26 protein-coding genes are annotated in these 26,612 nt (G+C 60.5%); 19 read left to right on the forward strand and 7 right to left on the reverse strand.

Annotation, left to right across the window (positions count from 1 at the left end; genetic code table 11):
- Positions 1–219 precede the first annotated feature (219 nt).
- The 9 genes from DQ393_RS18470 (at position 220) to DQ393_RS18510 (ending at position 10,056) form a co-directional block, all read left to right on the forward strand.
- On the forward strand, positions 220–675 hold the full coding sequence (locus tag DQ393_RS18470; protein ID WP_112343201.1) for an RbsD/FucU family protein: 456 nt from the start codon (positions 220–222) through the stop codon (positions 673–675).
- 84 nt (positions 676–759) lie between these two features.
- On the forward strand, positions 760–1,713 hold the full coding sequence (locus tag DQ393_RS18475; RefSeq protein ID WP_112343202.1) for a sugar-binding transcriptional regulator: 954 nt from the start codon (positions 760–762) through the stop codon (positions 1,711–1,713).
- Between the two features lie 145 nt (positions 1,714–1,858).
- Complete coding sequence (locus DQ393_RS18480; protein WP_112343203.1) at positions 1,859–3,175, forward strand: ABC transporter substrate-binding protein; 1,317 nt, start codon at positions 1,859–1,861, stop codon at positions 3,173–3,175.
- 146 nt (positions 3,176–3,321) lie between these two features.
- Complete coding sequence (locus tag DQ393_RS18485) at positions 3,322–4,194, forward strand: carbohydrate ABC transporter permease (protein WP_112343204.1); 873 nt, start codon at positions 3,322–3,324, stop codon at positions 4,192–4,194.
- 1 nt (position 4,195) lies between these two features.
- On the forward strand, positions 4,196–5,038 hold the full coding sequence (locus tag DQ393_RS18490) for a carbohydrate ABC transporter permease (RefSeq protein WP_112343205.1): 843 nt from the start codon (positions 4,196–4,198) through the stop codon (positions 5,036–5,038).
- Positions 5,039–5,049: 11 nt separating this feature from the next.
- Complete coding sequence (locus tag DQ393_RS18495) at positions 5,050–6,048, forward strand: ABC transporter ATP-binding protein (RefSeq protein ID WP_112343206.1); 999 nt, start codon at positions 5,050–5,052, stop codon at positions 6,046–6,048.
- A gap of 149 nt (positions 6,049–6,197) precedes the next feature.
- Positions 6,198–7,679 carry a mannitol dehydrogenase family protein gene (locus tag DQ393_RS18500; protein WP_112343207.1) on the forward strand — a complete coding sequence of 494 codons (1,482 nt, stop codon included), beginning with the start codon at positions 6,198–6,200 and terminating at the stop codon, positions 7,677–7,679.
- Positions 7,680–7,777: 98 nt separating this feature from the next.
- On the forward strand, positions 7,778–8,452 hold the full coding sequence (locus DQ393_RS18505; protein WP_112343208.1) for an HAD family hydrolase: 675 nt from the start codon (positions 7,778–7,780) through the stop codon (positions 8,450–8,452).
- Between the two features lie 20 nt (positions 8,453–8,472).
- On the forward strand, positions 8,473–10,056 hold the full coding sequence (locus tag DQ393_RS18510; protein ID WP_112343209.1) for an FGGY-family carbohydrate kinase: 1,584 nt from the start codon (positions 8,473–8,475) through the stop codon (positions 10,054–10,056).
- Positions 10,057–10,062: 6 nt separating this feature from the next.
- On the opposite strand, the gene DQ393_RS18515 is transcribed toward DQ393_RS18510, so the two are convergent.
- Complete coding sequence (locus DQ393_RS18515; protein ID WP_112343210.1) at positions 10,063–10,914, reverse strand: MurR/RpiR family transcriptional regulator; 852 nt, start codon at positions 10,912–10,914, stop codon at positions 10,063–10,065.
- A gap of 256 nt (positions 10,915–11,170) precedes the next feature.
- Between DQ393_RS18515 and DQ393_RS18520 the strand changes: the two genes are divergently transcribed.
- Complete coding sequence (locus DQ393_RS18520; protein WP_112343211.1) at positions 11,171–11,893, forward strand: sulfate transporter family protein; 723 nt, start codon at positions 11,171–11,173, stop codon at positions 11,891–11,893.
- Here the strand turns inward: DQ393_RS18520 and nth are convergent.
- The gene (gene nth, locus DQ393_RS18525; RefSeq protein WP_112343212.1) at positions 11,890–12,669 is read right to left on the reverse strand and encodes an endonuclease III; all 780 of its coding nucleotides are present in this window, start codon (positions 12,667–12,669) and stop codon (positions 11,890–11,892) included. The genes DQ393_RS18520 and nth overlap by 4 nt on opposite strands.
- Positions 12,670–12,691: 22 nt before the next feature.
- Here nth and DQ393_RS18530 point away from each other — a divergent pair, with 22 nt between their 5' ends.
- A complete protein-coding gene (locus DQ393_RS18530) occupies positions 12,692–13,195 on the forward strand; it encodes a DUF2244 domain-containing protein (RefSeq protein ID WP_112343213.1) in 504 nt (167 codons plus the stop codon).
- Positions 13,196–13,306: 111 nt separating this feature from the next.
- Entirely contained in the window at positions 13,307–14,179 is an 873-nt protein-coding gene (locus DQ393_RS18535) for a methylated-DNA--[protein]-cysteine S-methyltransferase (RefSeq protein ID WP_112343214.1), read from the forward strand.
- A 275-nt stretch (positions 14,180–14,454) separates the two neighbouring features.
- Here the strand turns inward: DQ393_RS18535 and DQ393_RS18540 are convergent, their stop codons facing one another.
- Entirely contained in the window at positions 14,455–15,444 is a 990-nt protein-coding gene (locus DQ393_RS18540) for a sugar-binding transcriptional regulator (protein WP_112343215.1), read from the reverse strand.
- Between the two features lie 501 nt (positions 15,445–15,945).
- Here DQ393_RS18540 and tal point away from each other — a divergent pair.
- Positions 15,946–16,911: a transaldolase gene (tal, locus tag DQ393_RS18545; protein WP_112343216.1), complete on the forward strand. Its 966-nt coding sequence runs from the start codon at positions 15,946–15,948 to the stop codon at positions 16,909–16,911.
- A 140-nt stretch (positions 16,912–17,051) separates the two neighbouring features.
- Here tal and DQ393_RS18550 read toward each other — a convergent pair whose 3' ends face one another.
- From DQ393_RS18550 to DQ393_RS18565, 4 genes are all read right to left on the reverse strand, one after another.
- The gene (locus tag DQ393_RS18550) at positions 17,052–18,209 is read right to left on the reverse strand and encodes a CaiB/BaiF CoA transferase family protein (RefSeq protein WP_112343217.1); all 1,158 of its coding nucleotides are present in this window, start codon (positions 18,207–18,209) and stop codon (positions 17,052–17,054) included.
- The gene (locus DQ393_RS18555; RefSeq protein WP_112343218.1) at positions 18,202–18,756 is read right to left on the reverse strand and encodes a MaoC family dehydratase; all 555 of its coding nucleotides are present in this window, start codon (positions 18,754–18,756) and stop codon (positions 18,202–18,204) included. The genes DQ393_RS18550 and DQ393_RS18555 overlap by 8 nt, the downstream gene beginning before the upstream one ends.
- Before the next feature lie 32 nt (positions 18,757–18,788).
- A complete protein-coding gene (locus DQ393_RS18560) occupies positions 18,789–19,625 on the reverse strand; it encodes an amidohydrolase family protein (RefSeq protein ID WP_112343219.1) in 837 nt (278 codons plus the stop codon).
- Between the two features lie 65 nt (positions 19,626–19,690).
- Positions 19,691–20,482 carry an IclR family transcriptional regulator gene (locus DQ393_RS18565; protein ID WP_112343220.1) on the reverse strand — a complete coding sequence of 264 codons (792 nt, stop codon included), beginning with the start codon at positions 20,480–20,482 and terminating at the stop codon, positions 19,691–19,693.
- A 211-nt stretch (positions 20,483–20,693) separates the two neighbouring features.
- Between DQ393_RS18565 and DQ393_RS18570 the strand changes: the two genes are divergently transcribed.
- The 6 genes from DQ393_RS18570 (at position 20,694) to DQ393_RS18595 (ending at position 26,496) form a co-directional block, all read left to right on the forward strand.
- Positions 20,694–21,977, forward strand: coding sequence for a sugar ABC transporter substrate-binding protein (locus DQ393_RS18570; RefSeq protein WP_432422008.1), 1,284 nt, complete (start codon positions 20,694–20,696; stop codon positions 21,975–21,977).
- Positions 21,978–22,162: 185 nt separating this feature from the next.
- Positions 22,163–23,056, forward strand: coding sequence for a carbohydrate ABC transporter permease (locus tag DQ393_RS18575; RefSeq protein WP_112343222.1), 894 nt, complete (start codon positions 22,163–22,165; stop codon positions 23,054–23,056).
- A 2-nt stretch (positions 23,057–23,058) separates the two neighbouring features.
- On the forward strand, positions 23,059–23,925 hold the full coding sequence (locus tag DQ393_RS18580) for a carbohydrate ABC transporter permease (RefSeq protein ID WP_112343223.1): 867 nt from the start codon (positions 23,059–23,061) through the stop codon (positions 23,923–23,925).
- A 5-nt stretch (positions 23,926–23,930) separates the two neighbouring features.
- The gene (locus DQ393_RS18585; protein WP_112343224.1) at positions 23,931–25,028 is read left to right on the forward strand and encodes an ABC transporter ATP-binding protein; all 1,098 of its coding nucleotides are present in this window, start codon (positions 23,931–23,933) and stop codon (positions 25,026–25,028) included.
- A gap of 12 nt (positions 25,029–25,040) precedes the next feature.
- Positions 25,041–26,153 (forward strand): mandelate racemase/muconate lactonizing enzyme family protein, encoded by a 1,113-nt coding sequence (locus DQ393_RS18590; RefSeq protein ID WP_112343225.1) that lies wholly within the window; start codon positions 25,041–25,043, stop codon positions 26,151–26,153.
- Positions 26,154–26,166: 13 nt separating this feature from the next.
- A complete protein-coding gene (locus DQ393_RS18595) occupies positions 26,167–26,496 on the forward strand; it encodes an L-rhamnose mutarotase (RefSeq protein ID WP_112343226.1) in 330 nt (109 codons plus the stop codon).
- The last annotated feature ends 116 nt before the right edge of the window (positions 26,497–26,612 follow it).

Here is a 26,612-nt window from a genome sequence, read left to right on the forward strand (position 1 = left end):
ACCTCGCAACCATTGAACGCGCTTCAGTTAATGCCGACGAAGCTATCGGGTCAATAACGGCCGAAATAAGCCAAGCCTGGATGCACAGTTCTTCGGGTATCCATCCGCCGAAAACGGTCCCGGTGCCTATGGACAGACAGGAACGTGATGGTTACTTGTTTGCGCGGAGAACGAAGCGGCCGCAGGATGGCTGCACAGGCCATTGGAGGATGCTCGGTCATGCTGAAGGGAATTTCGCCGCTGTTGAATGCGGATGTGCTCTATGCGCTGAAATCGATGGGACATGGCGACATGCTCGTCGTGGTCGATACGAATTTCCCCGCCGAAGCCATCGCAAGCCAGACGGTTCTGGGCGAGCTGCTGCGCATCGACAACGTGCCGGCCGCCGACGCGGTTGCTGCGATATTGTCATTGATGCCGCTCGACACGTTCATCGACGACGCCGCAACGCGCATGGAAGTGGTCGGTGCGCCCGACGAGGTGCCGCAGGTGCAGCGCGAGGTGCAGGCTGCGATCGACAAGGCCGAGGGCAAGCATTGGCCGCTGACGCCGGTCGAACGCTACGCCTTCTATGAGCGCGCCAAGGATGCCTATTGCGTCATTCAGACCGGCGAACGCCGTTTCTACGGCTGTTTCACCTTGACCAAGGGCGTCATTCCGCCGGAAGCTGAGTGATCCGGCACGGTCGGTCCGGATCACCTGGCCCGGATCGCGAGCATAATTGCCGAGGATCGGGCGCTGTTTCGATAAAGGAATGCGATGGCGAGAAAGCTGGATTCCCAGGGGCGGCTTGACGATGCGGCACGAGCCGGATGGCTCTATTACGTTGCCGGCCGGACTCAGGACGAGATTGCGGTCGCAATGGGAATCTCCCGCCAATCGGCGCAGCGTCTGGTATCGCTCGCCGTTGCCGAACGGTTGATCAAGGTGCGGCTGGATCACCCGATCGCCGCCTGCCTGGAATATGCTGCGGCGCTGAAAGCAAAATTCGGTCTTCGCCATGTCGATGTCGTGCCGAGCGATCCGGATAGCACATCGTCTACCATCGGCATCGCCGAAGCCGGGGCAGCCGAAATCGAGCGCTGGCTGCGGCGTAGCGATCCGATCGTATTGGCGATCGGCACGGGGCGCACGCTGAAGGCCGCGGTCGACCAGCTGCCGGCCATCGAATGTCTGCAGCACCGGGTGGTGTCCCTGACCGGCAATATCGGCCCGGACGGTTCAGCCGCCTATTACAACGTCATTTTCAGCATGGCCGACGTCATCAAGGCGCGGCATTTTCCGATGCCGCTGCCTGTGCTGGTATCGTCGGCGGAAGAACGCGAACTCTTGCATGCGCAGGCGCTGGTACGCTCGACGCTGGATATCAGCGCCCAGGCCGACGTCACCTTCGTCGGCATCGGCGAAATGGGCATCGAAGCGCCGCTCTGCCTCGACGGCTTCCTCGAGAGAGAGGAGATGCTGGCGCTCATGGACCGCGGCGCTGCCGGCGAGATCTGCGGCTGGCTTTTCGATGGCGATGGCAAGCTCATGCCTGATGATGTCAACGATCGCGTCGCCAGCGCGCCGATCCCGTCCCGGGACACCTGTTCCGTCATTGGAATCGCCAAGGGAAGACGCAAGTTCGAGGCGATCAAGGCTGCGGTTATTGGCCGGCAAATCAACGGGTTGATCACCGACGAGGCAGTTGCTGAATTTTTGCTCAGGGATTGAGCAAAAAATTTTTCCATAAAAACAAAGAGATGGGTTTCTTGCTCGGCAATGCAGCAACGAATCTGCATTGACATTTTGTCGCAATGAGCGAGTAATTGCCCACGAGCAAAGCGAATGCTCATTTTTAGTCTTCTGGGAGGAAGATATGAAATTGAAAACTTTATTGCTGAGCGCCTGCTCGGCGTTGATGTTTGCCGGCCTGGCGTCCGCAGAAACCCTCACGATTGCGACGGTCAATAACGGCGACATGGTTCGTATGCAGAAGCTTACGGACGATTTCAAAGCCAAGAACCCCGGCATCGACCTGCAATGGGTCACGCTTGAAGAAAACGTATTGCGCCAGAAGGTTACGACCGACATCGCTACCAAGGCCGGCCAGTACGACGTGCTGACCATCGGCACCTACGAAGTGCCGATCTGGAGCAAGCTCGGCTGGCTCGCGGCGCTCGACAAGCTTTCCGCCGACAAGGACTATGCGGTGGATGACCTTCTCCCGGCCATTCGCAGCGGTCTGACCACCGACGGCAAGCTCTATGCAGCACCGTTCTATGGCGAAAGCTCGATGGTGATGTATCGCAAGGACCTGTTCGAGAAGGCCGGCCTGAAGATGCCGGACGCCCCGACCTGGGACTTCGTCGCCGATGCAGCCCGCAAGATCACCGACAAGGACCATGAAGTCTACGGCATCTGCCTCCGTGGCAAGGCAGGCTGGGGCGAGAACATGGCATTCCTGACGGCCATGTCGAATTCGTTCGGCGCCCGCTGGTTCGACGAGAAGTGGAAGGCACAGTTCGACCAGCCGGAATGGAAGGACACGCTGAGCTTCTACGTCAAGCTCATGAAGGATGCCGGCCCTCCGGGCGCTTCCTCCAACGGCTTCAACGAAAACCTGGCCCTGTTCCAGTCCGGCAAGTGCGGCATGTGGATCGACGCGACGGTTGCAGCCTCCTTCGTTTCCGATCCGAAGGAATCGAAGGTCGCCGACAAGGTCGGCTTCGCTCTGGCTCCGGATAAGGGCCTCGGCAAGCGCGGCAACTGGCTCTGGGCATGGAACCTCGCCATCCCGGCTTCCTCGAAGAAGACCGAAGCGGCGGAGAAGTTCATTTCCTGGGCCACCAGCAAGGAATACACCAACCTTGTGGCACAGAAGGAAGGCTGGCTGAACGCACCTCCCGGCACCCGCACGTCGCTCTACGCGAATGCGGACTACCAGAAGGCAGCGCCTTTCGCGAAGATGACGCTCGACTCGATCAACTCGGCTGATCCGACGCATCCGACCGTCAAACCGGTTCCCTATGTCGGCGTCCAGTTCGTCGCCATTCCTGAATTCCAGGGCATCGGCACGGCTGTCGGCCAGCAGTTCTCGGCTGCTCTCGCCGGCCAGATCTCCGTCGATCAGGCGCTGAAGGCTGCCCAGCAGCTGACGGAACGCGAAATGAAGAAGGCCGGCTATCCGAAGTAAGGGCCTTCGAAGCTAAGGAAAGCAGCGCCCCCTCTCGAGCGCTGCTTTCCCCTAGGCCGCCGAGCGCCGAACTGCCCTTGGCGGCCCCTTTTGTTTCAGCCGGTCCGCGGCCATCCCCTCCTTAAAAAGATAGGTCGGTACTTGCCATGGCAACGTTGCACACCCGTTCCACCGCCCGCGTCATGATGGCGCCTTCGGTTCTGCTTCTCTTCGCTTGGATGATCGTCCCGCTCGTGATGACGATCTATTTCTCGACGCTGAACTACAATCTGCTGAACCCCGGCACGCATGATTTCATCGGCTGGCTCAACTACGAATATTTCATCAGCGACCCGGCCTTTGTGAGCTCTCTGATCGTGACGCTGCTGCTTGTCGGCGGCGCGCTGCTCATTACCGTCATCGGCGGCATTGCGCTGGCGCTCCTTCTCGATCAGCCGATCTTCGGCCAGGGCATCGTGCGCATGCTGGTGCTTGCACCCTTCTTCGTGATGCCGACGGTCGCCGCCCTCATCTGGAAGCACATGTTCATGAACCCGGTGAACGGGCTCCTGGCGCATCTCTTCAAATTTTTCGGGCTCGATCCGCTGACCTGGCTGGAGACGGTTCCGCTGCTGTCGATCATCATCATCATCGCCTGGCAATGGCTGCCTTTCGCGACGCTTATCCTGCTGACGGCCCTGCAGTCGCTGGATGAGGAGCAGAAGGAAGCCGCCGAGATGGATGGCGCCGGGCCGGTTTCGAAGTTCATCTACATCATCCTGCCGCATCTGGCCCGCGCCATCACCGTCGTGATCCTGATCGAGACGATCTTCATGCTGTCGGCCTTCGCGGAGATCCTCGTCACCACCAATGGCGGACCGGGCACGGCGACGACGAACCTCACTTATCTCGTCTATTCGCAGATCGTTCTGTCGCAGGACGTCGGCGGCGCATCGGCGGGCGGCATCATCGCCGTCATCCTCGCCAATATCGTCGCGATCTTCCTGATGCGTGCGGTCGGCAAGAATCTGGAGGCTTGAGATGGCACGCAAGATCACCACGCAACGCAAGATCGTCGTATCGCTCGCCGCCTGGGTCGTGGCGCTCCTCATCTTCTTCCCGATCCTGTGGACGATCCTGACGAGCTTCAAGACGGAGGGCGATGCGATTGCCTCGCCGCCGCAATTCCTCTTCTTCCACTGGACGCTGGAGAATTATTTCGAGGTGCAGTCGCGCTCGGATTACTTCCTCCACTTCGGCAATTCGGTCATCATCGCCTTCGGTTCGACCATTCTCGGCCTGCTCGTCGCGGTACCCGCCGCCTGGGCCATGGCATTCTCGCCGACCAAGCGGACCAAGGATGTCCTGATGTGGATGCTGTCGACGAAGATGATGCCGCCGGTCGGCGCCTTCATCCCGATCTATCTGCTGTTCCAGAGCTTCGGCCTCCTGAACAACCAGTTCGCCAGCCGGCTGGGCATGGTGATCGTCCTGATGCTAATCAACCTGCCGATCATCGTCTGGATGCTCTATACCTACTTCAAGGAAATCCCCGGCGAGATCCTCGAAGCAGCCCGCATGGACGGTGCCACGCTGGCAAAGGAAATCATCTACGTCCTGACGCCGATGGCGATCCCCGGCCTTGCCTCGACGATGCTGCTCAACATCATCCTCGCCTGGAACGAAGCCTTCTGGACGCTCAATCTCTCCGCGGTCGACGCCGCACCGCTAAGCACCTTCATCGCCTCCTACTCCAGTCCGGAGGGCCTGTTCTATGCCAAGCTTTCGGCGGCATCGACCATGGCGATCGCTCCGATCCTGATCCTCGGCTGGTTCAGCCAGAAACAACTCGTTCGCGGCCTCACCTTCGGCGCGGTTAAGTAAGGAAGACAAGCATGGGTAGCATTGTTCTCAAGCAAGTTTCCAAGGTCTTCGGCGAAGCCAAGGTTATCCCTTCCATCGACCTGGAAATCGACAATGGCGAGTTCGTCGTGTTCGTCGGGCCGTCCGGCTGCGGCAAGTCGACGCTGCTGCGGCTGATCGCAGGCCTCGAAGACGTCTCCGGCGGTCAGATCATGATCGACGGCAAGGACGGCACCAATCTGAAACCGTCCGAACGCGGGTTGGCCATGGTGTTCCAGTCCTATGCACTCTATCCGCATATGAGCGTGCGCAAGAACATCGCCTTTCCGCTGAAGATGGCGAACATGCCGCAGGCGGAAATCGACAAGAAGGTGGCGGATGCGGCGCGCGTCCTGAACCTGACGGATTATCTGGAGCGCAAGCCGCGCCAGCTTTCCGGCGGCCAACGCCAGCGCGTCGCGATCGGCCGCGCCATCGTGCGCCAGCCGGCGGCCTTCCTCTTCGACGAGCCCTTGTCGAACCTGGATGCGGCGCTGCGCGTCAACATGCGCCTCGAGATCAGCGAGCTGCATCAGCAGCTGAAGACGACGATGGTCTATGTGACGCATGACCAGGTCGAGGCCATGACCATGGCCGACAAGATCGTCGTGCTCAACCGCGGCAATATCGAGCAGGTGGGCTCGCCGCTGGAGCTCTACCGCAGCCCGCGCAACCTGTTCGTCGCCGGCTTCATCGGCTCGCCGAAGATGAATTTCGTCAAGGGCGCCTATGCCCAGAGCCTCGGCGGCGACACGATCGGCGTTCGTCCGGAACATGTCGTGCTGTCGACCAGCTCTGGCGACTGGCAGGGCAAGGTGCTGGTGGCGGAACATCTCGGCTCCGACACCTTCCTGCATATCGATGTCGACGGGATCGGCACGGTGACGGCACGCGGTTCGGGCGATTTTCCGGCGCGGGCCGGCGATACCGTCTACCTGACGCCCGACAAGGCACATATTCACCGGTTCAACGCCGAGGGGCTTTCGATCTGAACCCGAGCCGGGGCCATGCCCGCTTGCGAGCATGGCCGATTGCATTTCTCCCGGGCCGCATCCTGCGATCTCCGCGGACGGGCAAGCCTATAGCCGGTGCGGCTTTCCCGAGTCGTCCGGAGCCAGAGACCTTCAAAAGGACCAGAGACATGACGTGCAAATTATCGCTCGCAACTCTTCAGCAGGCGGCTGCAAAGGCGGCCATTCCTGCTTACGATCCGAAATCGCTTTCGGCGGGCATCGTGCATTTCGGTGTCGGTAATTTCCATCGCGCCCATCAGGCTGTTTATCTCGACGATCTTTTCAATGCCGGAGAAGCCCATGACTGGGCGATCATCGGTGCGGGTGTGCTGCCGTCCGATGCGGCCATGCGGGAAAAGCTCGCAGCCCAGGATTTTCTGACGACCGTCGTCGAGCAGGACAATAATCGCACGGCCGCGCGCGTGACCGCGCCGATGATCGACATCCTGCCGGTCGGCGATGCCAAGGCCATCATCGCCAAGCTTGCCGACCCGACGATCCGCATCGTTTCGATGACGATCACCGAAGGTGGCTATTTCATCGACGCCTCGGGCAAGTTCAATCCCGCCCAGCCGGCGATCGTGGCCGACGGGCAGAACCCAGATGCGCCGAAGACGGTGTTCGGCCTGATCGTGGCCGGTCTCAAGGCGCGCCGCGCGGTCGGCCTGCAGCCTTTCACCGTCATGTCCTGCGACAACATCCCCCACAATGGCGGCGTCACCAAAGCCGCCGTGGTCGGTACGGCGCGGCTTTCCGATCCGGCCTTTGCCGACTGGATCGCCGCGAACGTCGCTTTCCCGAACGGCATGGTCGACCGCATCACGCCGGCGACCGGCGCGCGTGAAATCGACCTGCTGAAAGAAGACTTCGATATCGAGGACAACTGGCCGGTCTATTGCGAAGAGTTCAAGCAATGGGTGCTGGAAGACAACTTCCCGGCAGGACGTCCGGCGCTGGAAAAGGTCGGCGTGACCTTCGTTCCCGACGTGACGCCCTATGAGCACATGAAGATCCGCATTCTCAACGGCGGCCATGCGGCGATTGCTTATCCGGCGGCGCTGATGGATATCCATTTCGTGCATGAAGCCATGGAAGAGCCGCTGATCCGCGCCTTCCTCGCAAAGCTCGAAAACGACGAGATCATCCCCGTCATCCCGCCGGTACCGAATACGGTGCTTGCGGATTACTTCAAGCTGATCGAGCGGCGCTTCTCCAATCCGAAGATCGCCGACACCATCCCGCGTCTGGCGCAGGACGGCTCCAACCGCCAGCCGAAATTCATTCTGCCATCGACAGCCGACCGTCTCCGTCGCGGCGAGGATATCGTCGGTCTCGCACTCGTTTCCGCTCTCTGGTGCCGCTATTTCGCCGGCAAGAGCGACAGCGGCAAGGAGATCGTCTTCAACGATGCCAGCGCGGATCGGCTGCATGCAGCAGCCCTCAAGGCAAAAGACGATCCGAATGCCTTCCTGGTCTTCGATGATATTTTCGGCGATGTCGCCAAATCCGATCTCTTCCGCAAGCGCTTCGCGCATGCACTGAAAACGCTGTGGGAAAAGGGTACCCGCGTCACCCTGCAGCTATACTTGGACAACAAACTCGCGGAATGATTTTCAAGCGGCCGGACTTCTCCTGTTCCGGCCGTTTTCCATTGCCGTGCCGGGTTTCCGGCCGGCGGGACAGCAACAGAATTCAGGTTGGATCTGTGATGGCGGATGCGGGAACAGGGCTCGTAATCTTCGACTGCGATGGTGTGCTTGTCGACAGCGAGCCGCTGTCGGTCAGTGTGCTCATCCAGGCGATGCATGATGTCGGCATCGAGATGAGCGAGGAGGATGTCTACAGCCGCTTCCTCGGCAAGAGCCTGGCGACGCTCGTCGACACGATGCAGACGGAGTTCGACGTCTTCATCGACCAGGCATTTCTCGATCGCATCCGCAACGATCTCTACGAGCGCTTCAAGCACGAGCTGAAGCCGATCGACGGCATTGCAGCGACGCTGGATGTGCTCAAGCTTCCGCGCTGCGTCGCCTCATCGAGCCAGCTGGAGCGCATCCGTCTCTCGCTCGGTGTGACCGGCCTTCTCGACAGACTGGAGCCGAATATTTTCAGCGCCAGCATGGTCAAGCGCGGCAAGCCGGCGCCGGATCTCTTTCTCTATGCGGCGGAAAAAATGGGCGTGCCGCCGAAGGATTGCATCGTCGTGGAGGACAGCCCGGCGGGGATCACGGCAGCGCGCGCGGCCGGCATGACGGTCTTTGCCTTCACCGGTGGTTCGCATGCTCATTCGCCGAGTTACCGGGCGGAACTGGAGCAGCTCTCGCCCGAGGTCGTGTTTGACGCGATGCCGGAATTGATACAACTTGTCCGCAACAAGACATAAGTGGGCGGGACCTCTTTTGCATGCGTGATCACGTGATTGCGGTCGATATCGGCACAGGCAGCGCACGCGCTGGTGTCTTCACCGCGGGCGGTTCACTGCTGGGTAAAAGCGAACATCCGATCCTGATGAATCGTCCGCGTGAAAACCACGCCGAGCACGATTCCGAAAATATATGGGCCGCCGTCTGCACCGCGGTTCGCGGAGCCGTGAAAGCATCCGGCGTTGCCGCATCCGCTATCGGCGCGATCGGCTTCGATGCGACCTGTTCGCTGGTCGTGCGCGATCGCGATGGCGGGCAACTCACCGTTTCCACCTGTGGCGAGAAGAGATTCGATACCATCGTCTGGCTCGATCACCGCGCGCTTGCCGAGGCGGATTATTGCACGGCGACGAAGCACGAGGTTCTCGATTATTCCGGCGAGTTCATGTCGCCGGAAATGGAAATGCCCAAACTGATGTGGCTGAAGGAGAACCTGCCGGAAAGCTGGGCCGAGGCCGGTTATTTCTTCGACCTTGCGGATTTCATGACATGGAAGGCAACCGGCTCGCTTGCCCGGTCGCGCTCCACCCTGGTGGCGAAATGGAACTATCTCGCCCATCGCGAGCCGAGCTGGCAGGCCGATTTTCTCAACGTGATCGGCCTTGGCGACCTGTGCGAGCGCGGTAGCCTGCCTGAAGAGAGTGTCGCAGTGGGCGGAAGCATCGGCACATTGACGGCCGACGCGGCCGAAGCGCTGGGGCTCGATCGCGCCTGTCATGTCGGCGCGGGCCTGATCGATGCCTATGCCGGCGCGCTGGGTGCGCTTGCCGCCCATGCCGGCGATGCCCGCATGTTGGAACATCAGCTGGCGCTGATTGCCGGAACCTCGAGCTGCGTCGTTTCCTTCGCGCGCGAGCGCAAGCGCAGCACGGGCATGTGGGGTCCTTATTACGAGGCGGTCTTCCCGGGCATGTGGCTTGCCGAGGCCGGACAGTCGGCAACGGGTGCGCTGCTCGATCATATCGTCAGCATGCATGCGGCCGGCGGACCGCCAACGGCGGCGCTGCATGATCGTATCGTGCGGCGGATCGCCGAATTGCGGCTGGAGGAGGGCGATTCGCTCGGCGGACGCATCCATGTGCTGCCCGATTTTCACGGCAATCGGTCGCCGCTTGCCGATCCGCATGCATTGGGCGTCATCAGCGGCATGACGCTGGACGCTTCCTTTGACGGTCTCTGCCGGCTCTACTGGCGAACCAGCGTCGGCATTGCGCTCGGCATTCGTCACATCCTGGAGCGGATGCGGGACTACGGCTATGTGCCCGACACGCTGCATGTGGCCGGCGGCCACGTGAAGAATTCGCTGCTCATGGAACTCTATTCCGACGTGACGGGCTGCAAGGTCGTGATCCCGAAAATGAACGAGACCGTGCTTTTGGGCACGGCGATCGCCGCTTCCGTCTCCTGCGGCCTCTATGAAAGCCTGGGGGCTGCGGGCGCTGCGATGTATCCGGGCGGTCACGAACGGCTTCCGAACGCGGGAAAGAAGGCATTCTATGACCGCGATTACCGTCGCTTCCTCGCCATGTACCGCCACCGTGCGGAACTGGACGCCATGGAATAGAATGGCTTACCGGAGCGGCGCGTGGGCAAACATGCCTTGTAGTTCTTCTATGCGGCGGGTTCTGGTTTCCGCGGTCTCGCCAGCTGCCTGGATGACGGCGACGGCCAGATATTCGAGCAGCGACATCATGGCCGTGAGATTTTCGCGGCTGTTAGCCCGCTGCGGTGGCAGGGACAGGGTGACGTTTGCGAATTCATGCGCCCATTCGGTAAACTGGCCTGTCACCAGCAGTACCTTGCATCCGGACCGGCGCGCGGAGCGGGCGAGCAGGCGGGACGAAACAAAGCGCGGTGAATCGATGATGACGAGCAATCCGTCTTTGGATCGCTCGCCGAACAGTTCGATATAGCTGCCATTGGCTCCGTCGAGAAACAGGACCTGATCCCGGGCAAAGGCCAGGCGGTCGGAGAAATGACGCCCAATTCCCGCAAGGCTGGGATGGGCGGCGACGAAGACATTGTCGGAGGACAGGATGGTCGCGGTCGCCTCCTGCCACTGCGGCTGGCCGGCGAGGTTATAGATATGCTGCAGCATTTCGACCTGCTCGGCGATCTGGGCCGCAAGCGGACGGCCTTCGCTGGCGTCCCTCTGAAGCTGTTCGAGAATGTTAGGCAATTGTGACGTAAGCGTTGGCGCATTTTCCTTGAGGTGCACCTTGATCCCATCCAGGCCGTGATAACCAAGGGACCGCAGGAACCGCCCTACCGTCATTGGGCTGAGCTCCAGCCTGTCGGCGACCGAAGAGGCCGTTTCGAACGGTAGTTCATTCAGATGCTCTGAGAAATACTTAGCAATTCTTCGTTCGGCAGGAGTGCCGATCTTGATATATTGTCTAAGTTTCTGGCTAAGGTCTTCCAATTTTTCACGCCTCGTCGATGGTCTTTCCGATGTTCGGTTGCACCAATTCCTGGTTCAATCGCTCATTCAAATCTAATCGAGCGGATGGTCTTGTTTCGATTGTTGTTCTTAATGTGGCGAACAGGATATATTACTGTAAAATATATTACAATAATTCAAATTTTTAATTGAACGTATTTCATACACCGACGCGAGATATTGATATCGATGCAACCACTTCCTAGGTGTCCACTTGCCATCAAAAGAGGTCGACCGAATGATTGTTCTTGCTGCGCGTCTTTCCCTTGCCAATCTCTTTGCGCCGGAGACGCGCAAGGTTTTCTGGAAGGTCCTGGGCCTGACTTTGCTGGCGCTGGTCGCGCTATGGTTTGCGCTGCGGGGCGCGTTCAATTCCTTCATCCTGCCCTGGCTGCAGGGCTTCATGCCATCGACGGCCGACTGGACGGGCTGGCTTACGCTCTTCCTTGCCATTTTCGCGGGGATTGCATTGGCTCTGGCGATGGCGCTGCTGATTTCGCCGGTGACGGCACTGATCGCCGGCCTGTTTCTTGATGATGTCGCCGAAGTTGTGGAAAAGCGCGACTATCCCGGCGATGCGCCCGGAACGGCAATGCCGCTCGTTGCGGCAATGAAGAGCTCCGTGCGTTTTCTCGGCGTCGTCATCGTCGGCAACATCGTGGCGCTGTTTCTGCTGTTCATTCCGGGCGTCAACCTCGTCGCCTTCTTCCTGGTGAACGGCTATTTGCTTGGCCGCGAGTTTTTCGAATTCGCCGCCATGCGCTTCCGCTCGCCGGACGAGGCGCGGGAATTCCGGGTCAAGCACGCTTTGACGGTCTTCCTTGCCGGCCTGGTGATTGCCGCCTTTCTGGCGATCCCGTTTCTCAACCTGCTGACGCCGCTGTTTGCAGCGGGCATGATGGTGCACCTGCACAAGCTGATCTCACACAGGGAGACAGGCCTGCGGTCAAGACAGGCTTAGCCTGCCGCTTCCGCTCCGATGACCTGGGGCGGAAGTTCGACCAGAGGAGCGGGTATGTCGCAGGTCTTTTCCGGCGAGCGACAGAGGTCGGCAATGACGCAGCGTTCGCATTCCGGTTTGCGCGCCTTGCAGACATAGCGGCCATGCAGGATCAGCCAATGGTGGGCATGGTAGAGATATTGATCGGGAATGATCTTCATCAGCCGCTGCTCGACGTCGTCGGGCGTCTTGCCGGGCGCCAGCAGCAGCCGGTTGGCGATGCGGAAAATATGCGTATCGACGGCCATCGTCGCCTGACCGAAAGCCATGGAGAGCACGACATTTGCGGTCTTTCGGCCAACGCCGGGCAGGGTTATCAGCTCTTCGCGCGTTCGTGGCACTTCGCCGCCGAAATCTGTGATTAGCTTTTCGGACAGGGCGACGACGTTCTTGGCCTTGTTACGGTAGAGGCCGATCGTCTTGATGTATTCGCGGATGCGCTCCTCGCCGAGGTCGAGCATCTTCTGCGGCGTATCGGCGATGGCGAAGAGGGCGCGCGTCGCCTTGTTGACGCCGGCATCGGTTGCCTGTGCCGATAGCGCCACGGCGACGACGAGCGTGAAAGGGTTGACATGCTCCAGCTCACCCTTCGGCTCCGGCCGCTGGACGGAGAAGCGGCGGAAGATCTCTTCGAGGTCTGCCTTGGAATAGAGGCTCTTTCCGGTCGGCTTGCGGCCTGCGGTCGCATTTGACTTTTTCGCGGTTTGGGCGCTGGATTTGATCTTGGGATTTGCCATGAACGACCTATACTCAACTCCTATGACGGAACGCAACGCCGATAGGGCGGCAGACGGCAACAGGCCGGTCTTCGCTGCCGAATTGTTCCCTCATCGCTCGCTGGGGCGAAAGGGGTTCAGGGTCATGCTGGCCTTGGCGGGCGGCTTCTGTCTCGTCTACAGCGTCCTGTTCATCCTTCGCGGCGCCTGGCCGATCGGCATCTTCTTCGGCGCCGATCTCTTCCTGCTCTATGGCGCCTTCTGGCTGAATTACCGTTCGGGTCGCGTGCGCGAAGAGGTGACGGTATCGCGCACCAATGTTTCCATCCGCAAGTTCTCGCCGACGGGCCGCATGGTGGAGCACGATTTCAATCCGTTCTGGACGCGCTTCCTCGTTCGCCGCCACCGCGAGATCGGGGTCGTATCGATGCATGTCCGCGACAGGAGCCACGACACCGATGTCGGCTCCTTCCTCAATCCTGAGGATCGTGAGAGTTTTGCCAAAGCCTTCAAGCGTGCCTTGGCGACCGTGACACAACGGATATGAGCGGCCTACCCAAACCGGCGATATCACATTTTTGCAGAGAGACCACTTAGGCAAGAAACGGGTGGTTTTAGCCCTCTTGCCGTGGTTTTCTCCTTTCCAAGGAGAAAGATCATGAATGCGATTGCACAGCTGAAGAAAGACATCACCCCGGAAGGTCACGATTACGACACCGTGCGGGAGGTTATCGAGCTCATCACCGAGGAATATCGCGACCAGCCGTCGCTGGAGATGCTCGCCGAAAGGCTCGGCCAGTCGCCGACCCAGCTGCAGAAGACGTTTACGCGCTGGGCTGGGCTGTCGCCCAAGGCGTTTCTCCAGGCCGTTACGCTCGATCATGCCAAGCGGCTCCTGCGCAAGGAGGATCTGCCGCTGCTCGAAACGTCCTTCGAGGTCGGCTTGTCCGGCCCCAGCCGACTGCACGATCTTTTCGTCACGCATGAGGCGATGTCCCCGGGCGAATGGAAGGCGAGGGGCAGCGGCCTGGTGATGCGCTATGCGTTCCACATCTCGCCCTTCGGTCTCGCCTTGATCATGGTCACGGATCGCGGCCTTGCCGGTCTCGCCTTCAGCGATTCCGGCAATGAGAAGGCTTGCCTCGCCGACATGACCTGCCGATGGCCGAATGCCGAGTTCATCGAGGATCCGAACGCAACGGCACCTTATGCGGCCCGCATCTTCGAGCGCTCGAACTGGTCAAGCGACCAGCCGTTGCGTGTCGTATTGATTGGCTCGGATTTCCAGCTTCGCGTCTGGGAAAGCCTGTTGAAGATCCCGATGGGCCGCGCGGTGACCTATTCCGACATCGCCAAGGATATTGGCCAGCCGACGGCGATGCGGGCCGTGGGCGCAGCTGTCGGCCGCAACCCGATCTCTTTCGTCGTGCCCTGTCATCGCGCGCTCGGGAAGAACGGGCAGCTCACAGGCTATCACTGGGGGCTGACGCGCAAGCGGGCGATACTGGGGTGGGAAGCGGGGGATGCTTGAGGGTGCGTGTTCTCGGAAGCCGAGTTTGCAGTGCCTGCGCCACCCCCCTCTGTCCCTGTCGGGACATCTCCCCCACAAGGGGGAGATCGTTGGGAGTTTGTGGCTCGCCCTTACCAGATCTGTATAAGCAGGAGGAGCTTCAGCAGATTCGACGTTTGCTTTGAAGTGAGAGGTCGCTGCACATCACCAATCTCCCCTCTTGTGGGGGAGATGTCCCGAAAGGGACAGAGGGGGGGCGCACTCTCACCAAATTCGGAGCCAACGGCGGCCCGCCCTCACGCCGCCTTCGCCATCGCCATCTGCAGCAGCGCCTTGGCGGCACTTTCATCCGTGATCAAAGTATTGCAGCCGATGCGCTTGATGGTGGCGCTGATCGCCTGGGCGCGGTGGGCGCCGCCGGAGGAGATCACGATGTGCTTTGCCTTCTTCAGCGTATCGAGATCGACCGACATGACACGCTTGTTGATCGGGTGATCGACGGAATTGCCTTCGGCGTCGAGGAAGTTGAACATAGTGTCGCAGACGCAGCCCATGTCGATCAGCTCTTCCAGTTCCCGCTTCGAAATGAAGCCTTCCGACAGGGAGGTCGATTGCGGGCCGATATCGCCGCAGCTGACGATGGCGAGATCGAGGTTTTCCGCCAGCCGGTAAATCGCTTCGAGGCCGCATTTCTCGATGAGATTGCGCTTGGTCTCGATGGAGTCGACGAGCAGCGGCGCCAGGAACATGTAGCATTCCGCGCCGAGCTGGCTTGCCAGGCGCCACGTATAGTCGATCGGGTTTGTCTGGTGGACGGCGACGATGCCGCCAAGCAGGGAAACCACCTTGCAATTGTCGCGGCGGGTCGGGCGGAAGCTTGCGAGCGAAGCCGTCATCGTCCGGCCCCAGCCGACGCCGATCGTATAATTGTCGGGGATGGCCTCCGTCAGGAACTGGCCGAGTGCCAGGCCGACGCTCTTCGCCTGCGCGTTCACGTTGCCGCCAGCAGGCTCTGGAACGACGATCGCCTCGTCGAGCCCATAGGTGCGCTCGAGCTTGATTGCCAGTTCGACGCAATCATCGATGCCTTCGGTGATCCAGATCTGCACCTCGGCACGGCGCATGGCCTCGTCGAGCAGGCGGATGACGGTGGTACGGCTGATGCCCAGCTGTTCGGCAACGTCCTTCTGCGTCAGGCCCTGATTGTAATAGAGCCAGGCGGCGCGAAGCCTCAGGGACGAGGTTTCCGAATAGGCGGTATGGGTTCCGCGTCTCAGTTTGGCCACAGGTCCTCCGGCAGGATTGTCGCATGCGCCGTTTAACGTCATGATCCGCCCAGAATGCGAAATATTGTTATGGCGGACGACAGGAGCAGGCGAGATCGGCTCTTCTGCTGCCGATATTCTATGACGTGAAACTTATGTCAATCGAATTGCACAAATGTCCTTGACTTTTCCGTGCGGGATTGCTGATAGTCGGTGGTGAGGAATTCGGTCTTGTCCAATCGAGGAGGACAATGTGCAGATGCTGCTCCGAGCAAGTGCCAGGCCGGACAGGGAGCCATATAGGGCGCCTGGTGCCGGCGAAAAGCCTGTTTTCGGAAGGTTGTCTCCTCATCGCTCAGCCGTTCACCGGAAATGGAACTTTCGCGCTTTTTATCCCGTTACCGAAACATAGGAGAAGGAAGGCTGCATCGCTGACGCCTTCAAGTCCGTCCGACGAAAAGATCGGATCTGCTGCCCGACATCTCCCATCCAAATGGGCCTCATTCAACAAGGATACCTGTTATGACTTCCAAGCTTGATCAACTCCGCGCCATGACGACGGTCGTGGCCGATACCGGCGATATCGAGGCAGTCGCTCGCCTGAAGCCGGTGGATTGCACCACCAACCCGACCATCGTGCTGAAGGCGCTTGGCACGCCGATGTTCGCCGACGCGATCAAGGAAGCCGTTTCCTGGGGCAAGAAGCAGGGCGGCGCCTCCGAAGCCGTCGTTGCCGCAGTTGCCGACCGTCTGGCGATCTCAGTCGGCGCAGCGCTCTCCGGCCTCGTTCCCGGTCGCGTCTCCACCGAAGTCGATGCCGACCTCTCCTTCAACACGGAAGCATCGCTTGCTAAGGCCCGCGCCATCATCGCCGCCTACAAGGAGCGCGGCATCGAGCGTGACCGCATCCTGATCAAGCTCGCCTCCACCTGGGAAGGCATTCGCGCCGCCGAAGTGCTGCAGAAGGAAGGTATCGACTGCAACCTGACGCTGCTCTTCAGCAAGGCCCAGGCGATTGCCTGCGCCGACGCCAAGGCATTCCTGATCTCGCCCTTCGTCGGCCGCATCCTCGACTGGTACAAGAAGTCGACGGGCAAGGACTACACGGCCGAAGAAGATCCGGGCGTCATCTCGGTGCGCGACATCTACCATTACTACAAGGCCAATGACATCAAGACGATCGTCATGGGCGCCTCCTTCCGCAACACCGGCGAAATCGAAGCGCTGGCCGGCTGCGACCGTCTGACGATCAGCCCGAACCTGCTCGACGAGCTCTCCAAGGACGAAGGCAAGCTGGAGCGCAAGCTCTCGCCGGAGCCCAAGGGGTCGGTCGAAAAGATCGCCGTCGACGAGAAGACCTTCCGTTGGATGATGAACGAAGACGCAATGGCGACCGAGAAGCTCTCCGAAGGCATCCGCGCCTTCGCCAAGGACCTGGTCGCGCTGCGCACCATGGTCAGCAAGGAGCTGCAGCTCGCTGCCGCTTGAGGTTTGCTTCTATCCTCTCAGAGGAGAGATTGTTTGAGAGGGGTGCCGCAGGGATGCGGCGCTCCTTTTTGTTTCAGAGAGTAAATGAGACTTTGAGTTTGCCGCACCATCGGTGCGGCGGGTGCGAGGCATGCGATGGCCTACCGAACAAACTCCGCCCTGACCTTCTCCGACTGCCCGCCGATCGTCGGCGCCGCTAGCCCATTTTTGGCTCGAACACCATTCACGCGGATGGGGCTAGCCGTCGTGCGCAGGGAAGTGCCGTCATCACGGGTTACCGTCTGCAGTATATCGAGCTGGCGGAAGGCGGCACTTTGCAGCAATTTCGGCCAATCCAGCACCTCCGCCGCCCAGATATCGGCCGGTTCCAGAATGGCGAGCCATTGCTGAACCGTCTTTTCCCGCAGGCGACTGGCGATCATGCTCTTGATCTCGTCCCGATGCTGGAAGGCATCATCCGGCGCGTAACCGGCAAGCGCGGGCAGATCGAGCAGCGGCGCGAGTTTCGCGAGTGGCATCATCGCGATCGCCAGCCAGCCGTCGGCGCAGCGATAGACGCCATACGGCGCCGCGAGATAGGCGTGCGCATTGCGCACGGCGGATTTCTTCGGCAAGCGGCCTCCGTCGTTCAGGTGCGTGGTCAGCACTTCGAACTGAAAGTCGACCAGCGCCTCCAGCAAGCTCGTCTCTACATGTACGCCGCGGCCGGTGACGCCGCGCCGTACAAGGCCGGCGAGGATGGCCTGGACCAGGAGATTGCCGGCCAACATGTCGGCGATCGCAAGGCCGAACGGCACAGGTCCGTCATCCGCCTCGCCATTCAGCCACATGACGCCGGAGCGGGCCTGGGCCAGGAGATCCTGTCCGGGGAAATGTCGCCATTCATTGTCGGGGCCGTATCCGGTGATGCTGCCATAGACGACACGGGGATTGATCGCGGCAACGGCGGCATAGTCGAGGCCAAGCCTTTCGATGACGCCGGGGCGGAAGTTCTGGATGACGACATCAGCCTTGGCGATCAGCGCGCGCAGTTCCTGCAGATCGCCCTCATCCTTCATATTGACCGCAAAGCTCTCCTTGCCGCGATTGATGGCGTGAAAGAGCGTGGAGTCGCCGCCGATCTCGGTGTCGCTCAGATAAAGCCGGCGGCAGAGATCGCCGCCATCGGGCCGCTCGATCTTGATGACGCGCGCGCCGAGATCGCCGAGCCGGAGCGCCGCCATCGGGCCGGCAAGAAACTGGCTCATATCCAGTACGATGATGCCGGAGAGCAGGCCCTCTTCGTGCTCGTTATTCATGTCGGACTTTCAGCGGCGGCGCGTCCGCCGGCCGACCGTTCCTGTAGCGCACGGTCTGGATATGCTCGCAATAGAGTACCAGCTCGCCTTCGCCCTTGAAGACTTCGTAAGAAGAGCGGATCAGGCCGAGCTCGGCATATTTCGGATGCTTATCCAGATTGGTGCGGATGGTGTAGATCGTCTCCCCGATGAAGGTGGGCTTGATGAAGCGCAGCTTGTCGTAGCCATAGGAAAAGGCGTTGACGCAATTGGTGGCGACAAGCCCGAGGCCGGCGGAAAAGACGAAGGCACCGGCAACGAGCCGCTTGCCGAACAGGCCTTCGGTTTCGGCGAAGATCTGATCGCTGACGTAAGGATGCATATCAAGGACGAGCGCGTTGAACTGCTGCGACTCGCCTTCGGAGATCGTGCGGCGCAGCGAGCGTATCCTGTGGCCTATCTCGAAATCCTCATAGAACCAGTTCTCCGCATTCCAGACGGGGATTTCGGCGTGATCGGCCGGCATGGTTTTCGGATGGGTGCTGGAGACGCCGACGGTGGCGGTCATGACATCGTCTTTCTGAAGAAACGCGCCTGGTCTCAGAGAGACCAGAGGCGCTTGGCATTCAGGTGATAGAGTCGATTGCGTTCGTCGTCACTTACGCCTTGCATCAGAGCGTGGGTGGCGGCGACCCAGGTGGAGAGATTGCCGCCGAGCGTGCAGACCGGCCAGTCGCTGCCCCAGATGACGCGATCCCAGCCGAAGCTTGCGATGCAATGTTCGACGAAGGGACGCAGCGTTTCCGGCGCCCAGCTGTCCGGATCGGCATAGGCGACGACGCCGGAAATCTTGACGATGATATTCGGGCGCTTTGCCGCTTCCGTGATCCCCGCTGCCCAGCTTTCGCTGAAGCCATCCTTCACCGCCGGTACGCCGCAATGGTCGAGGACGAAGCGGATGTTGGGATTGAGGTCGATGAGCGCGAGCGCCTTGGACATCTGATGCGGTAGGACACAGAGATCGAAGGTGAGCCGCGTGCCACCGAGCTGTTTCAGGTTCTCGCGGAAGAGGGCGCCCTCGGAGACGTCATCTGGCACGACATGCAGTACACGGCGGAAACCTTTGACGAAGGGATCGGCGAGTACGCGTTCGAGATAGGCGGGAAAGTTCGTGCTTTCAGGGCGGCAGGCGGCGATGGCACCCCTGAGGAGGCTGCCGGGCTCACGGCTGAGGTCTTTGACGTAATCGGTTTCCCGCTCGATATCATCCTCGGCGACGTCGACCTCCATGTGAAGCGTATCGGTGATCCCGAGGCGCTTGGCCTCGCGCGCATAGTCTTCATAGAGGCTGTCGCGATTGAGCGTGCCGGCGCCGGCCAGCCAGGGATAGGCGAGACGGTTCCGGTCGACGATGTGCAAATGGCTGTCGAAGAGCATGGTGATCCTCCCATACCTGCTTGCTCAACATATACTCACAGAAGAATAGTTTATTCAAATAAAAATTACAGCTCGGCCTTATCGACCGTGCCGGCCACGGTTTCGGAGATCTCTTTTGCCGCTTCGCGGACATATTCGACCACCTGCTCGCGCGTAGGCGCCTTCGGGTTCACTGGCTCGATATAGGGGCAGGTGAGGGCGGCAAGCGCGTTGCCGTCCATCGCCAGCACGGGCGCGGAAATATTGTGTACGCCGCTCGTCTGCAGGCTGCTCATGGTTTCGAAGCCCTTTTCACGGATTGCCGCGAGCTTTTCCTCGAGGTCTGCGGGCGGCTCCTCCGGATCCTGTTCCTGGCGTCTCTGCTCGTTGATCATCATCTGACGCTGCTTTGCATCCCGGAATGCCAGAAGAATATGGCCCGAGCCGGTATTGTAGAGATTGATCTGCGCGCCGACGCGGATGGAGATGCCCCAATAGGTGGGAGAATCCTGCTGGGCAATGACGATCACCGAGCCGCGGTCGTAGATCGCCAGATGGCAGGCCTGCTCGGCACGGTTGGAGAACTCACGCATCAGCGGGGTCGCGAAGGAGACGAGGCGGCGCACCGGTGCATGATAATGCGCGAGCCCGAAGAGCTTCAGCGTCAGATAGAAGCGATCGCCATCCTGACGCTGTACGTAGCCGCGCCGCACAAGGCGATCGAGCATGCGGTAGAATTCGTTGGGACTCTTGTTGAGCGCCTTGGCGATTTCCGCCTGCGTCAGGCCACCATCGATCCTTGCCAGCAGCTCCAGAATGTCGAGCCCCTTGTCCAGCGCCGGCGCGCGGTAGCGGTCACTGTCGTCTTCTACGCTCATCAACAAGCCCCCATGCGAAGAAACATGAATCATCATTCATATATGAATGAAGACATTTTACAAGCGCGCGATCGCAGCTTGACGGCCAATGAATAAGATGTTTACTTATAAATCATCGATCCATATTTGGGTCGGGAGGACAATCGGACAAGGGTCCGGTCTCAGGGGAGGAACTTCGATGAGGAATTGGAAGGCCGGTCTTGCTGCCGGCATGATGGCATTGCTTGCGGGTACTTCGGTCTTCGCGGCCGATCTGCCGGGCAAATTTCAGGGTGTGACGATCGACGCCAAGCTCATCGGCGGCCAGCAATATGAGCCGCTTTATGCGCGCATCGCCGAGTGGGAGAAGGAGACGGGTGCCAAGGTCAACATTCTCTCCAAGAAGAACCACTTCGAACTCGACAAGGAAATCAAATCCGATATGGCATCGGGCAGCATCTCCTGGTGTGTCGGCTCGAACCATTCGTCCTTCGCGCCGCAATATCCCGACCTCTACACCGACCTCGGCAAGCTGCTGCCGAAGGAAGAAATCAGCCAGTTCGTCGATTCGACCATCCAGGCCTCGACCATCGACGGCCGCCTGATCATGCTGCCGCGTGCGCAGTTCGACGTTTCGGCGCTCTACTATCAGAAGAGCCTCTACAAGGACGATGCCAAGAAGACGGCGTTCAAGGCGAAGTACGGCTACGATCTGGCGCCCCCGAAGACCTGGAAGGAAGTCTCAGATCAGGCGATCTTCTTCTCCAATCCGCCGAACTTCTTCGGCACGCAATTCCCCGGCAAGGAAGAGGCGATCAACGGCCGCTTCTATGAAATGCTGGTCGCCGAAGGCGGCGAATATCTCGACAAGGACGGCAAGCCTGCCTTCAATTCCGAAGCCGGCGTGCGCGCGCTCGACTGGTTCGTCAACATGTACAAGGCCAAGGCCGTTCCGGCCGGCACGACCAACTATCTGTGGGACGACCTCGGCGCCGGCTTCGCCTCCGGTTCGATCGCCCTCGATCTCGACTGGCCGGGCTGGGCAACCTATTTCAATGACCCGAAGTCTTCGAAGATCGCCGGCAATGTCGGTGTCGTCGTGCAGCCCGCCGGTTCCTCCGGCAAGCACACCGGCTGGTCCGGCCATCACGGCTTCTCGGTCACCGAAGCCTGCGCCCACAAGGATGCTGCCGCCTCGCTCGTCTGGTTCCTGACGAACGACGATTCGCAAAAGCTCGAAGCCGCCAACGGCACGCTGCCGACCCGCAAGGCGGTCTGGGATTGGGATATCCAGCAGGCGGCTTCCGATCCTTACAAGAAGGAAGTGCTGAGCACCTTCCAGGAAGCCATGAAATATGCCTTCCCGGTTCCGCGCACGCCGCAATGGATCGAGATTTCCAACGTCGTCTATCCTGAGCTTCAGGCCGCGATCCTCGGTGACAAGAGCTCGAAGGAAGCGCTCGATGCCGCTGCTCAAAAGGCAACCGATGTCCTGAAGGACGCCGGCGCGCTCTAAGCGGTGCAATTGAAGCCCCGCGCCTTCAAGAGCGCGGGGCTTCCGCAATCTGACTTCGAGAATCGCTTTCGATCGGCACCGCTAGGCGCCATCCGCGTTGCCGGTTTTCTGCCGGGTCTCGTCCCAAGCAATTCATTCCACGCAGTCCGGGCCACGCTGCCGAGAAATGCCGACAGGTGCAAACCATGCTCAAAAGAATATCTCCACCGGTCCTGCTTCTTCTTCCGGCGATCATCGTCCTGGCGGCGGTGGTTCTGTTTCCGCTGCTGCTCTCCTTCTATTCCAGCTTCACGCCGTTTCGCCTGACGCGGCCGGCCACACTCTTCACCTTCATCGGTCTGCGCAACTACATGCGCATCCTTTCGGATCCGGTGTTCCTCGCCGCCTTCGTGCGCACCGTGGTGCTTTTGACGATCGCACTCAATCTGGAAATGCTGCTTGGCCTGGGATTGGCTTTGCTGGTCAACAAGGCGACCTACGGCAAGCGCGTGCTGCGCACGCTGATGATGTTCCCGATGATGTTTTCGCCCGTTCTCGTCGGCTTCCAGTTCAAATTCATGTTCAACGACAATGTCGGCATCATCAACAATGCCCTGCAATCCCTGGGCATTACCGAGACGGCCATTCCCTGGCTGATCGATGGCAATCTGGCACTGTTTTCCATCGTCATTGCCGAAGTCTGGTCGTCGACCTCGGTCTTCGCGATCCTGATCCTAGCCGGTCTGCTTGCCATGCCGCAGGAGCCTGTCGAGGCTGCGAAGGTCGATGGCTGCACCAGCTGGCAGACCTTCCGCTATGTCACCTGGCCGTTCCTGATGCCGTTCGCCTTCATCGCCATGACGATCCGCTCGCTCGACGTCGCCCGCGCCTATGACATCGTCAAGATCATGACCGATGGCGGGCCGGCGCGGCGCACGGAGCTGATCTGGACGCTGGTCGGGCGCACCGCCTATGCCGATGCGCAGATGGGGCTTGCCAACGCCATGGCCTATGTCTCGATCATCCTGTCGATCGTCTTCACCGTCTATTTCTTCCGTAAGCTGGCGCTTGCCCGCACCCAGATCGGAGCGGAGTGGTAATCATGGATCGCAACGCTCAACAACGCCTGCAGCGCCGCTTCTGGAAGGTTGCCTATCTCATCGGCCTCTTCCTCGCGATGCTTATCATCTGCCTGCCCGGTTTCTGGATCGTCATCAGCTCGCTACGGCCGACCGTGGAAATCATGGCGAAGCCGCCGGTCTGGATCCCGCAGGAGCTGTCGCTGGAAGCCTATCGCGCCATGTTCAGCGGCGTCGGGCAGGGCGGCATCCCCGTCTGGGACTATTTCCGCAATTCGCTCATCATCTCCGTCACCTCGACCGCCATTGCGCTCGTCATCGGCATGTCCGGCGGCTATGCCTTCGCTCGCTTTCGTTTCACAGGCAAGTCGGCCGTATTCCTCGGGCTGATGCTGACGCGTTCCGTGCCCGGCGTGGCGCTATCGCTGCCGCTCTTCATGGTCTATGCGCGGCTCGGCATCATCGACACGCATTTCGGCCTGATCCTCACCTATGTCGCACTGAACGTGCCCTTCACGATCTGGCTGATCGACGGCTTCTTCCGCCAGGTGCCGAAGGATCTCGCCGAGGCCGCGCAGATCGACGGCTGCACGCGCTGGCAGGCTTTCTGGCAGGTGGAATTTCCACTTGCCGGCCCGGGTATCGCATCGGCCGGCATCTTCGCCTTCCTTACCTGCTGGAATGAATATGCTCTCGCCTCGCAGCTGACGCGTTCCGTCGATTCCAAGACGCTGCCTGTGGGCCTGCTCGACTACACGGCCGAGTTCACCATCGACTGGCGCGGCATGTGCGCACTGGCGGTCGTGATGATCATTCCGGCGCTCGCTCTCACTTTCATCATTCAGAAGCATCTGGTGTCGGGTCTGACATTCGGTGCGGTCAAAGGTTGATCTCCATGGCTCAGGTTTCCCTCAAAAAACTCGTCAAGCGCTACGGCGCGCTGGAAATCGTCCACGGGATCGATCTCGACATCGCGGACAAGGAGTTCATCGCGCTCGTCGGCCCGTCCGGCTGTGGCAAGTCGACGACGCTGCGCATGATCGCCGGCCTGGAGGATGTCTCCGACGGCACGATCGAGATCGGCGATACGGTCGTCAACGACCTGCCGCCGCGCGACCGCAACATCTCCATGGTGTTCCAGTCCTACGCGCTCTATCCACATATGACGGTGCGCGAGAACATGGGCTTCTCGCTGAAGATCGCCAAACAGCCGCAGGCCGAGATCGACCGGCGCGTCAACGAGGCCGCTGCTATTTTGAGCCTCGAAGCGCTGATGGATCGCCGCCCGGCGCAGCTTTCCGGCGGCCAGCGTCAGCGCGTTGCCATGGGCCGCGCCATCGTGCGCCAGCCAGAGGTCTTCCTCTTCGACGAGCCGCTATCGAACCTCGATGCCAAGCTGCGCACGCAGATGCGCACCGAGATCAAGAAACTGCATGCGAAGGTGCAGTCGACGGTGGTCTACGTGACGCACGATCAGGTCGAGGCCATGACGCTGGCGGACCGCATCGTCATCATGCGCGATGGCCACATCGAACAAGTCGGCACGCCGGACGAAGTGTTCAAGCGGCCCGCCACCCGCTTCGTCGCCGGCTTCATCGGCTCGCCACCGATGAATATCGAAGAGGCGACGCTGAAGGCAGGCGAACTCACTTTCAAGAACGGTGATCGTCTGCCGCTGCCGAACCAGTTTGCCGGAAGGGTCAGGGAAGGAGAAAAGGTCGCCTTCGGTCTCAGGCCCGACGATATCTTCCCGACTGGCCACGGCCTGCATTCCGGCGCGGAATCTGCTGTCTGCGAGCTGACCTTGCCGGTCACCATCACCGAACCGCTCGGCAACGAGACGCTCGTCTTTGTCGAATTCGCCGGGCGTGAATGGGTGACGCGTATGCTCAATCCGCGCGCGCTGAAGAGCGGCGAACGGCTGAAGATGAGCTTCGATCTCAGCCAGGCACATCTCTTCTCCGCTGAAACCGGCAAGAGCCTGGCAAACTGAGGAATAGCTCCCATGGCACGTATCGAGAAAATTGAACTGCGCATGGTCGACCTGCCGCCGAAAGTGAAGCGGACGGATGCGATCCAGAGCTTCGTCAGCCAGGAGACGCCGATCGTCACCATCACCGACAGCGATGGGGCAGTCGGCACCGGCTACAGCTATACGATCGGCACCGGTGGCTCGTCCGTCATGCGGCTGCTGTCCGACCATCTGGTGCCGCTGCTGATCGGCGAGGATGCCGATTGCATCGAGGCGATTTGGCACAGACTGGAATTCGCCACGCATGCTACGACGATCGGTCCCATTACGGCACTGGCGCTTGCGGCTGTCGATACCGCGCTTTGGGACCTGCGGGCCAAGAAGCAAGGTCTGCCGCTCTGGAAGCTTGCCGGCGGCGCTAGGGATCGTTGCCCGCTCTACACCACGGAAGGCGGCTGGCTGCACATCGAGAAGGAAGCCCTGGTCGAAGACGCCCTGCAGGCGAAGGCCAAGGGCTTTTCCGGCTCGAAGGTGAAGATCGGCAAGCCGCATGGCTCCGAGGATTACGACCGGCTGGCCGCGATGCGCTTGGCGCTTGGCTCCGGCTTCGAGATCATGACCGACTGCAATCAGGGCTTCACCGTCGATGAGGCGATCCGCCGGGCGGCACGCTTGAAGGAACTGGACCTTGCCTGGATCGAGGAGCCGCTGCCGGCCGACGATCTCGATGGCCATATCCGGCTGACCCGATCGACGCCGACGCCGATCGCGGTGGGCGAATCCATGTATTCGATCCGGCATTTCCGCGAATACATGCAGAAGGGCGCCTGCTCGATCGTGCAGGTGGATGTCGCCCGCATCGGCGGCATCACGCCCTGGCTGAAGGTGGCGCATGCGGCCGAAGCCTTCGACATTCCCGTCTGCCCGCATTTCCTTATGGAGCTGCATGTCAGCCTCACCTGCGCCGTGCCGAACGGCAAATATGTCGAATACATCCCGCAGCTCGACGATCTCACCACCAAGGGCATGGACATCGTCGATGGCAAGGCGGTGGCCCCATCAGAGCCCGGCATCGGCATTGCCTGGGATTGGGAAGCGGTGAAGGCGCGCTCGATCGGCGAATTCACCCGGGAAATTCACGGCTGAGGAGGAGCTTGCCATGCAGCGGATGGGAATGGTGATCGGCCTGGAGCCGGCCAAGGTGGCGGAATACAAAGCACTGCATGCGGCCGTCTGGCCCGAGATCCTGGCGCTGATCTCAGACTGCAACATCACCAACTATTCGATCTTCCTGAAGGAGCCGGAAAACCTGCTCTTCGGCTATTGGGAATATGTCGGCACGGATTTCGAGGCCGATATGGCCAAGATGGCTGCCAGCCCGAAGAACCAGGAGTGGTGGTCCTTCTGCATACCCTGCCAGAAGCCGTTCGAAACCCGCAAAGAGGGCGAGTGGTGGGCCATGATGGAGGAGGTGTTTCATCATGATTAGGGATTGGAGTGGAACGGACCGCGAAGCGGTCACCTCCCCCTTGAGGGGGGAGGTCGCGCGGAACGCGCGGGTGGGGGTGATGCTCCGGGCGCATAGCGCTGCCGTTTTCGCACGAG

The organism is Martinezella tropici, assembly GCF_003287875.1.
Taxonomy (GTDB): Bacteria; Pseudomonadota; Alphaproteobacteria; order Rhizobiales; family Rhizobiaceae; genus Rhizobium; species Rhizobium tropici_C.

Bases quoted from the DNA above. Each gene is read 5' to 3' on its own strand.
- DQ393_RS18500 (WP_112343207.1), top strand. From the start codon at position 6,198: ATGACGTGCAAATTATCGCTCGCAACTCTTCAGCAGGCGGCTGCAAAG.
- DQ393_RS18505 (WP_112343208.1), top strand. From the start codon at position 7,778: ATGGCGGATGCGGGAACAGGGCTCGTAATCTTCGACTGCGATGGTGTG.
- DQ393_RS18595 (WP_112343226.1), top strand. From the start codon at position 26,167: ATGCAGCGGATGGGAATGGTGATCGGCCTGGAGCCGGCCAAGGTGGCG.
- DQ393_RS18470 (WP_112343201.1), top strand. From the start codon at position 220: ATGCTGAAGGGAATTTCGCCGCTGTTGAATGCGGATGTGCTCTATGCG.
- DQ393_RS18570 (WP_432422008.1), top strand. From the start codon at position 20,694: ATGATGGCATTGCTTGCGGGTACTTCGGTCTTCGCGGCCGATCTGCCG.
- DQ393_RS18590 (WP_112343225.1), top strand. From the start codon at position 25,041: ATGGCACGTATCGAGAAAATTGAACTGCGCATGGTCGACCTGCCGCCG.
- DQ393_RS18565 (WP_112343220.1), bottom strand. From the start codon at position 20,482: ATGAGCGTAGAAGACGACAGTGACCGCTACCGCGCGCCGGCGCTGGAC.
- DQ393_RS18575 (WP_112343222.1), top strand. From the start codon at position 22,163: ATGCTCAAAAGAATATCTCCACCGGTCCTGCTTCTTCTTCCGGCGATC.
- DQ393_RS18580 (WP_112343223.1), top strand. From the start codon at position 23,059: ATGGATCGCAACGCTCAACAACGCCTGCAGCGCCGCTTCTGGAAGGTT.
- DQ393_RS18530 (WP_112343213.1), top strand. From the start codon at position 12,692: ATGACGGAACGCAACGCCGATAGGGCGGCAGACGGCAACAGGCCGGTC.
- DQ393_RS18480 (WP_112343203.1), top strand. From the start codon at position 1,859: ATGAAATTGAAAACTTTATTGCTGAGCGCCTGCTCGGCGTTGATGTTT.
- nth (WP_112343212.1), bottom strand. From the start codon at position 12,669: ATGGCAAATCCCAAGATCAAATCCAGCGCCCAAACCGCGAAAAAGTCA.
- DQ393_RS18550 (WP_112343217.1), bottom strand. From the start codon at position 18,209: ATGAATAACGAGCACGAAGAGGGCCTGCTCTCCGGCATCATCGTACTG.
- DQ393_RS18490 (WP_112343205.1), top strand. From the start codon at position 4,196: ATGGCACGCAAGATCACCACGCAACGCAAGATCGTCGTATCGCTCGCC.
- DQ393_RS18510 (WP_112343209.1), top strand. From the start codon at position 8,473: ATGCGTGATCACGTGATTGCGGTCGATATCGGCACAGGCAGCGCACGC.
- DQ393_RS18555 (WP_112343218.1), bottom strand. From the start codon at position 18,756: ATGACCGCCACCGTCGGCGTCTCCAGCACCCATCCGAAAACCATGCCG.
- DQ393_RS18520 (WP_112343211.1), top strand. From the start codon at position 11,171: ATGATTGTTCTTGCTGCGCGTCTTTCCCTTGCCAATCTCTTTGCGCCG.
- DQ393_RS18560 (WP_112343219.1), bottom strand. From the start codon at position 19,625: ATGCTCTTCGACAGCCATTTGCACATCGTCGACCGGAACCGTCTCGCC.
- DQ393_RS18585 (WP_112343224.1), top strand. From the start codon at position 23,931: ATGGCTCAGGTTTCCCTCAAAAAACTCGTCAAGCGCTACGGCGCGCTG.
- DQ393_RS18535 (WP_112343214.1), top strand. From the start codon at position 13,307: ATGAATGCGATTGCACAGCTGAAGAAAGACATCACCCCGGAAGGTCAC.
- DQ393_RS18475 (WP_112343202.1), top strand. From the start codon at position 760: ATGGCGAGAAAGCTGGATTCCCAGGGGCGGCTTGACGATGCGGCACGA.
- DQ393_RS18485 (WP_112343204.1), top strand. From the start codon at position 3,322: ATGGCAACGTTGCACACCCGTTCCACCGCCCGCGTCATGATGGCGCCT.
- DQ393_RS18495 (WP_112343206.1), top strand. From the start codon at position 5,050: ATGGGTAGCATTGTTCTCAAGCAAGTTTCCAAGGTCTTCGGCGAAGCC.
- tal (WP_112343216.1), top strand. From the start codon at position 15,946: ATGACTTCCAAGCTTGATCAACTCCGCGCCATGACGACGGTCGTGGCC.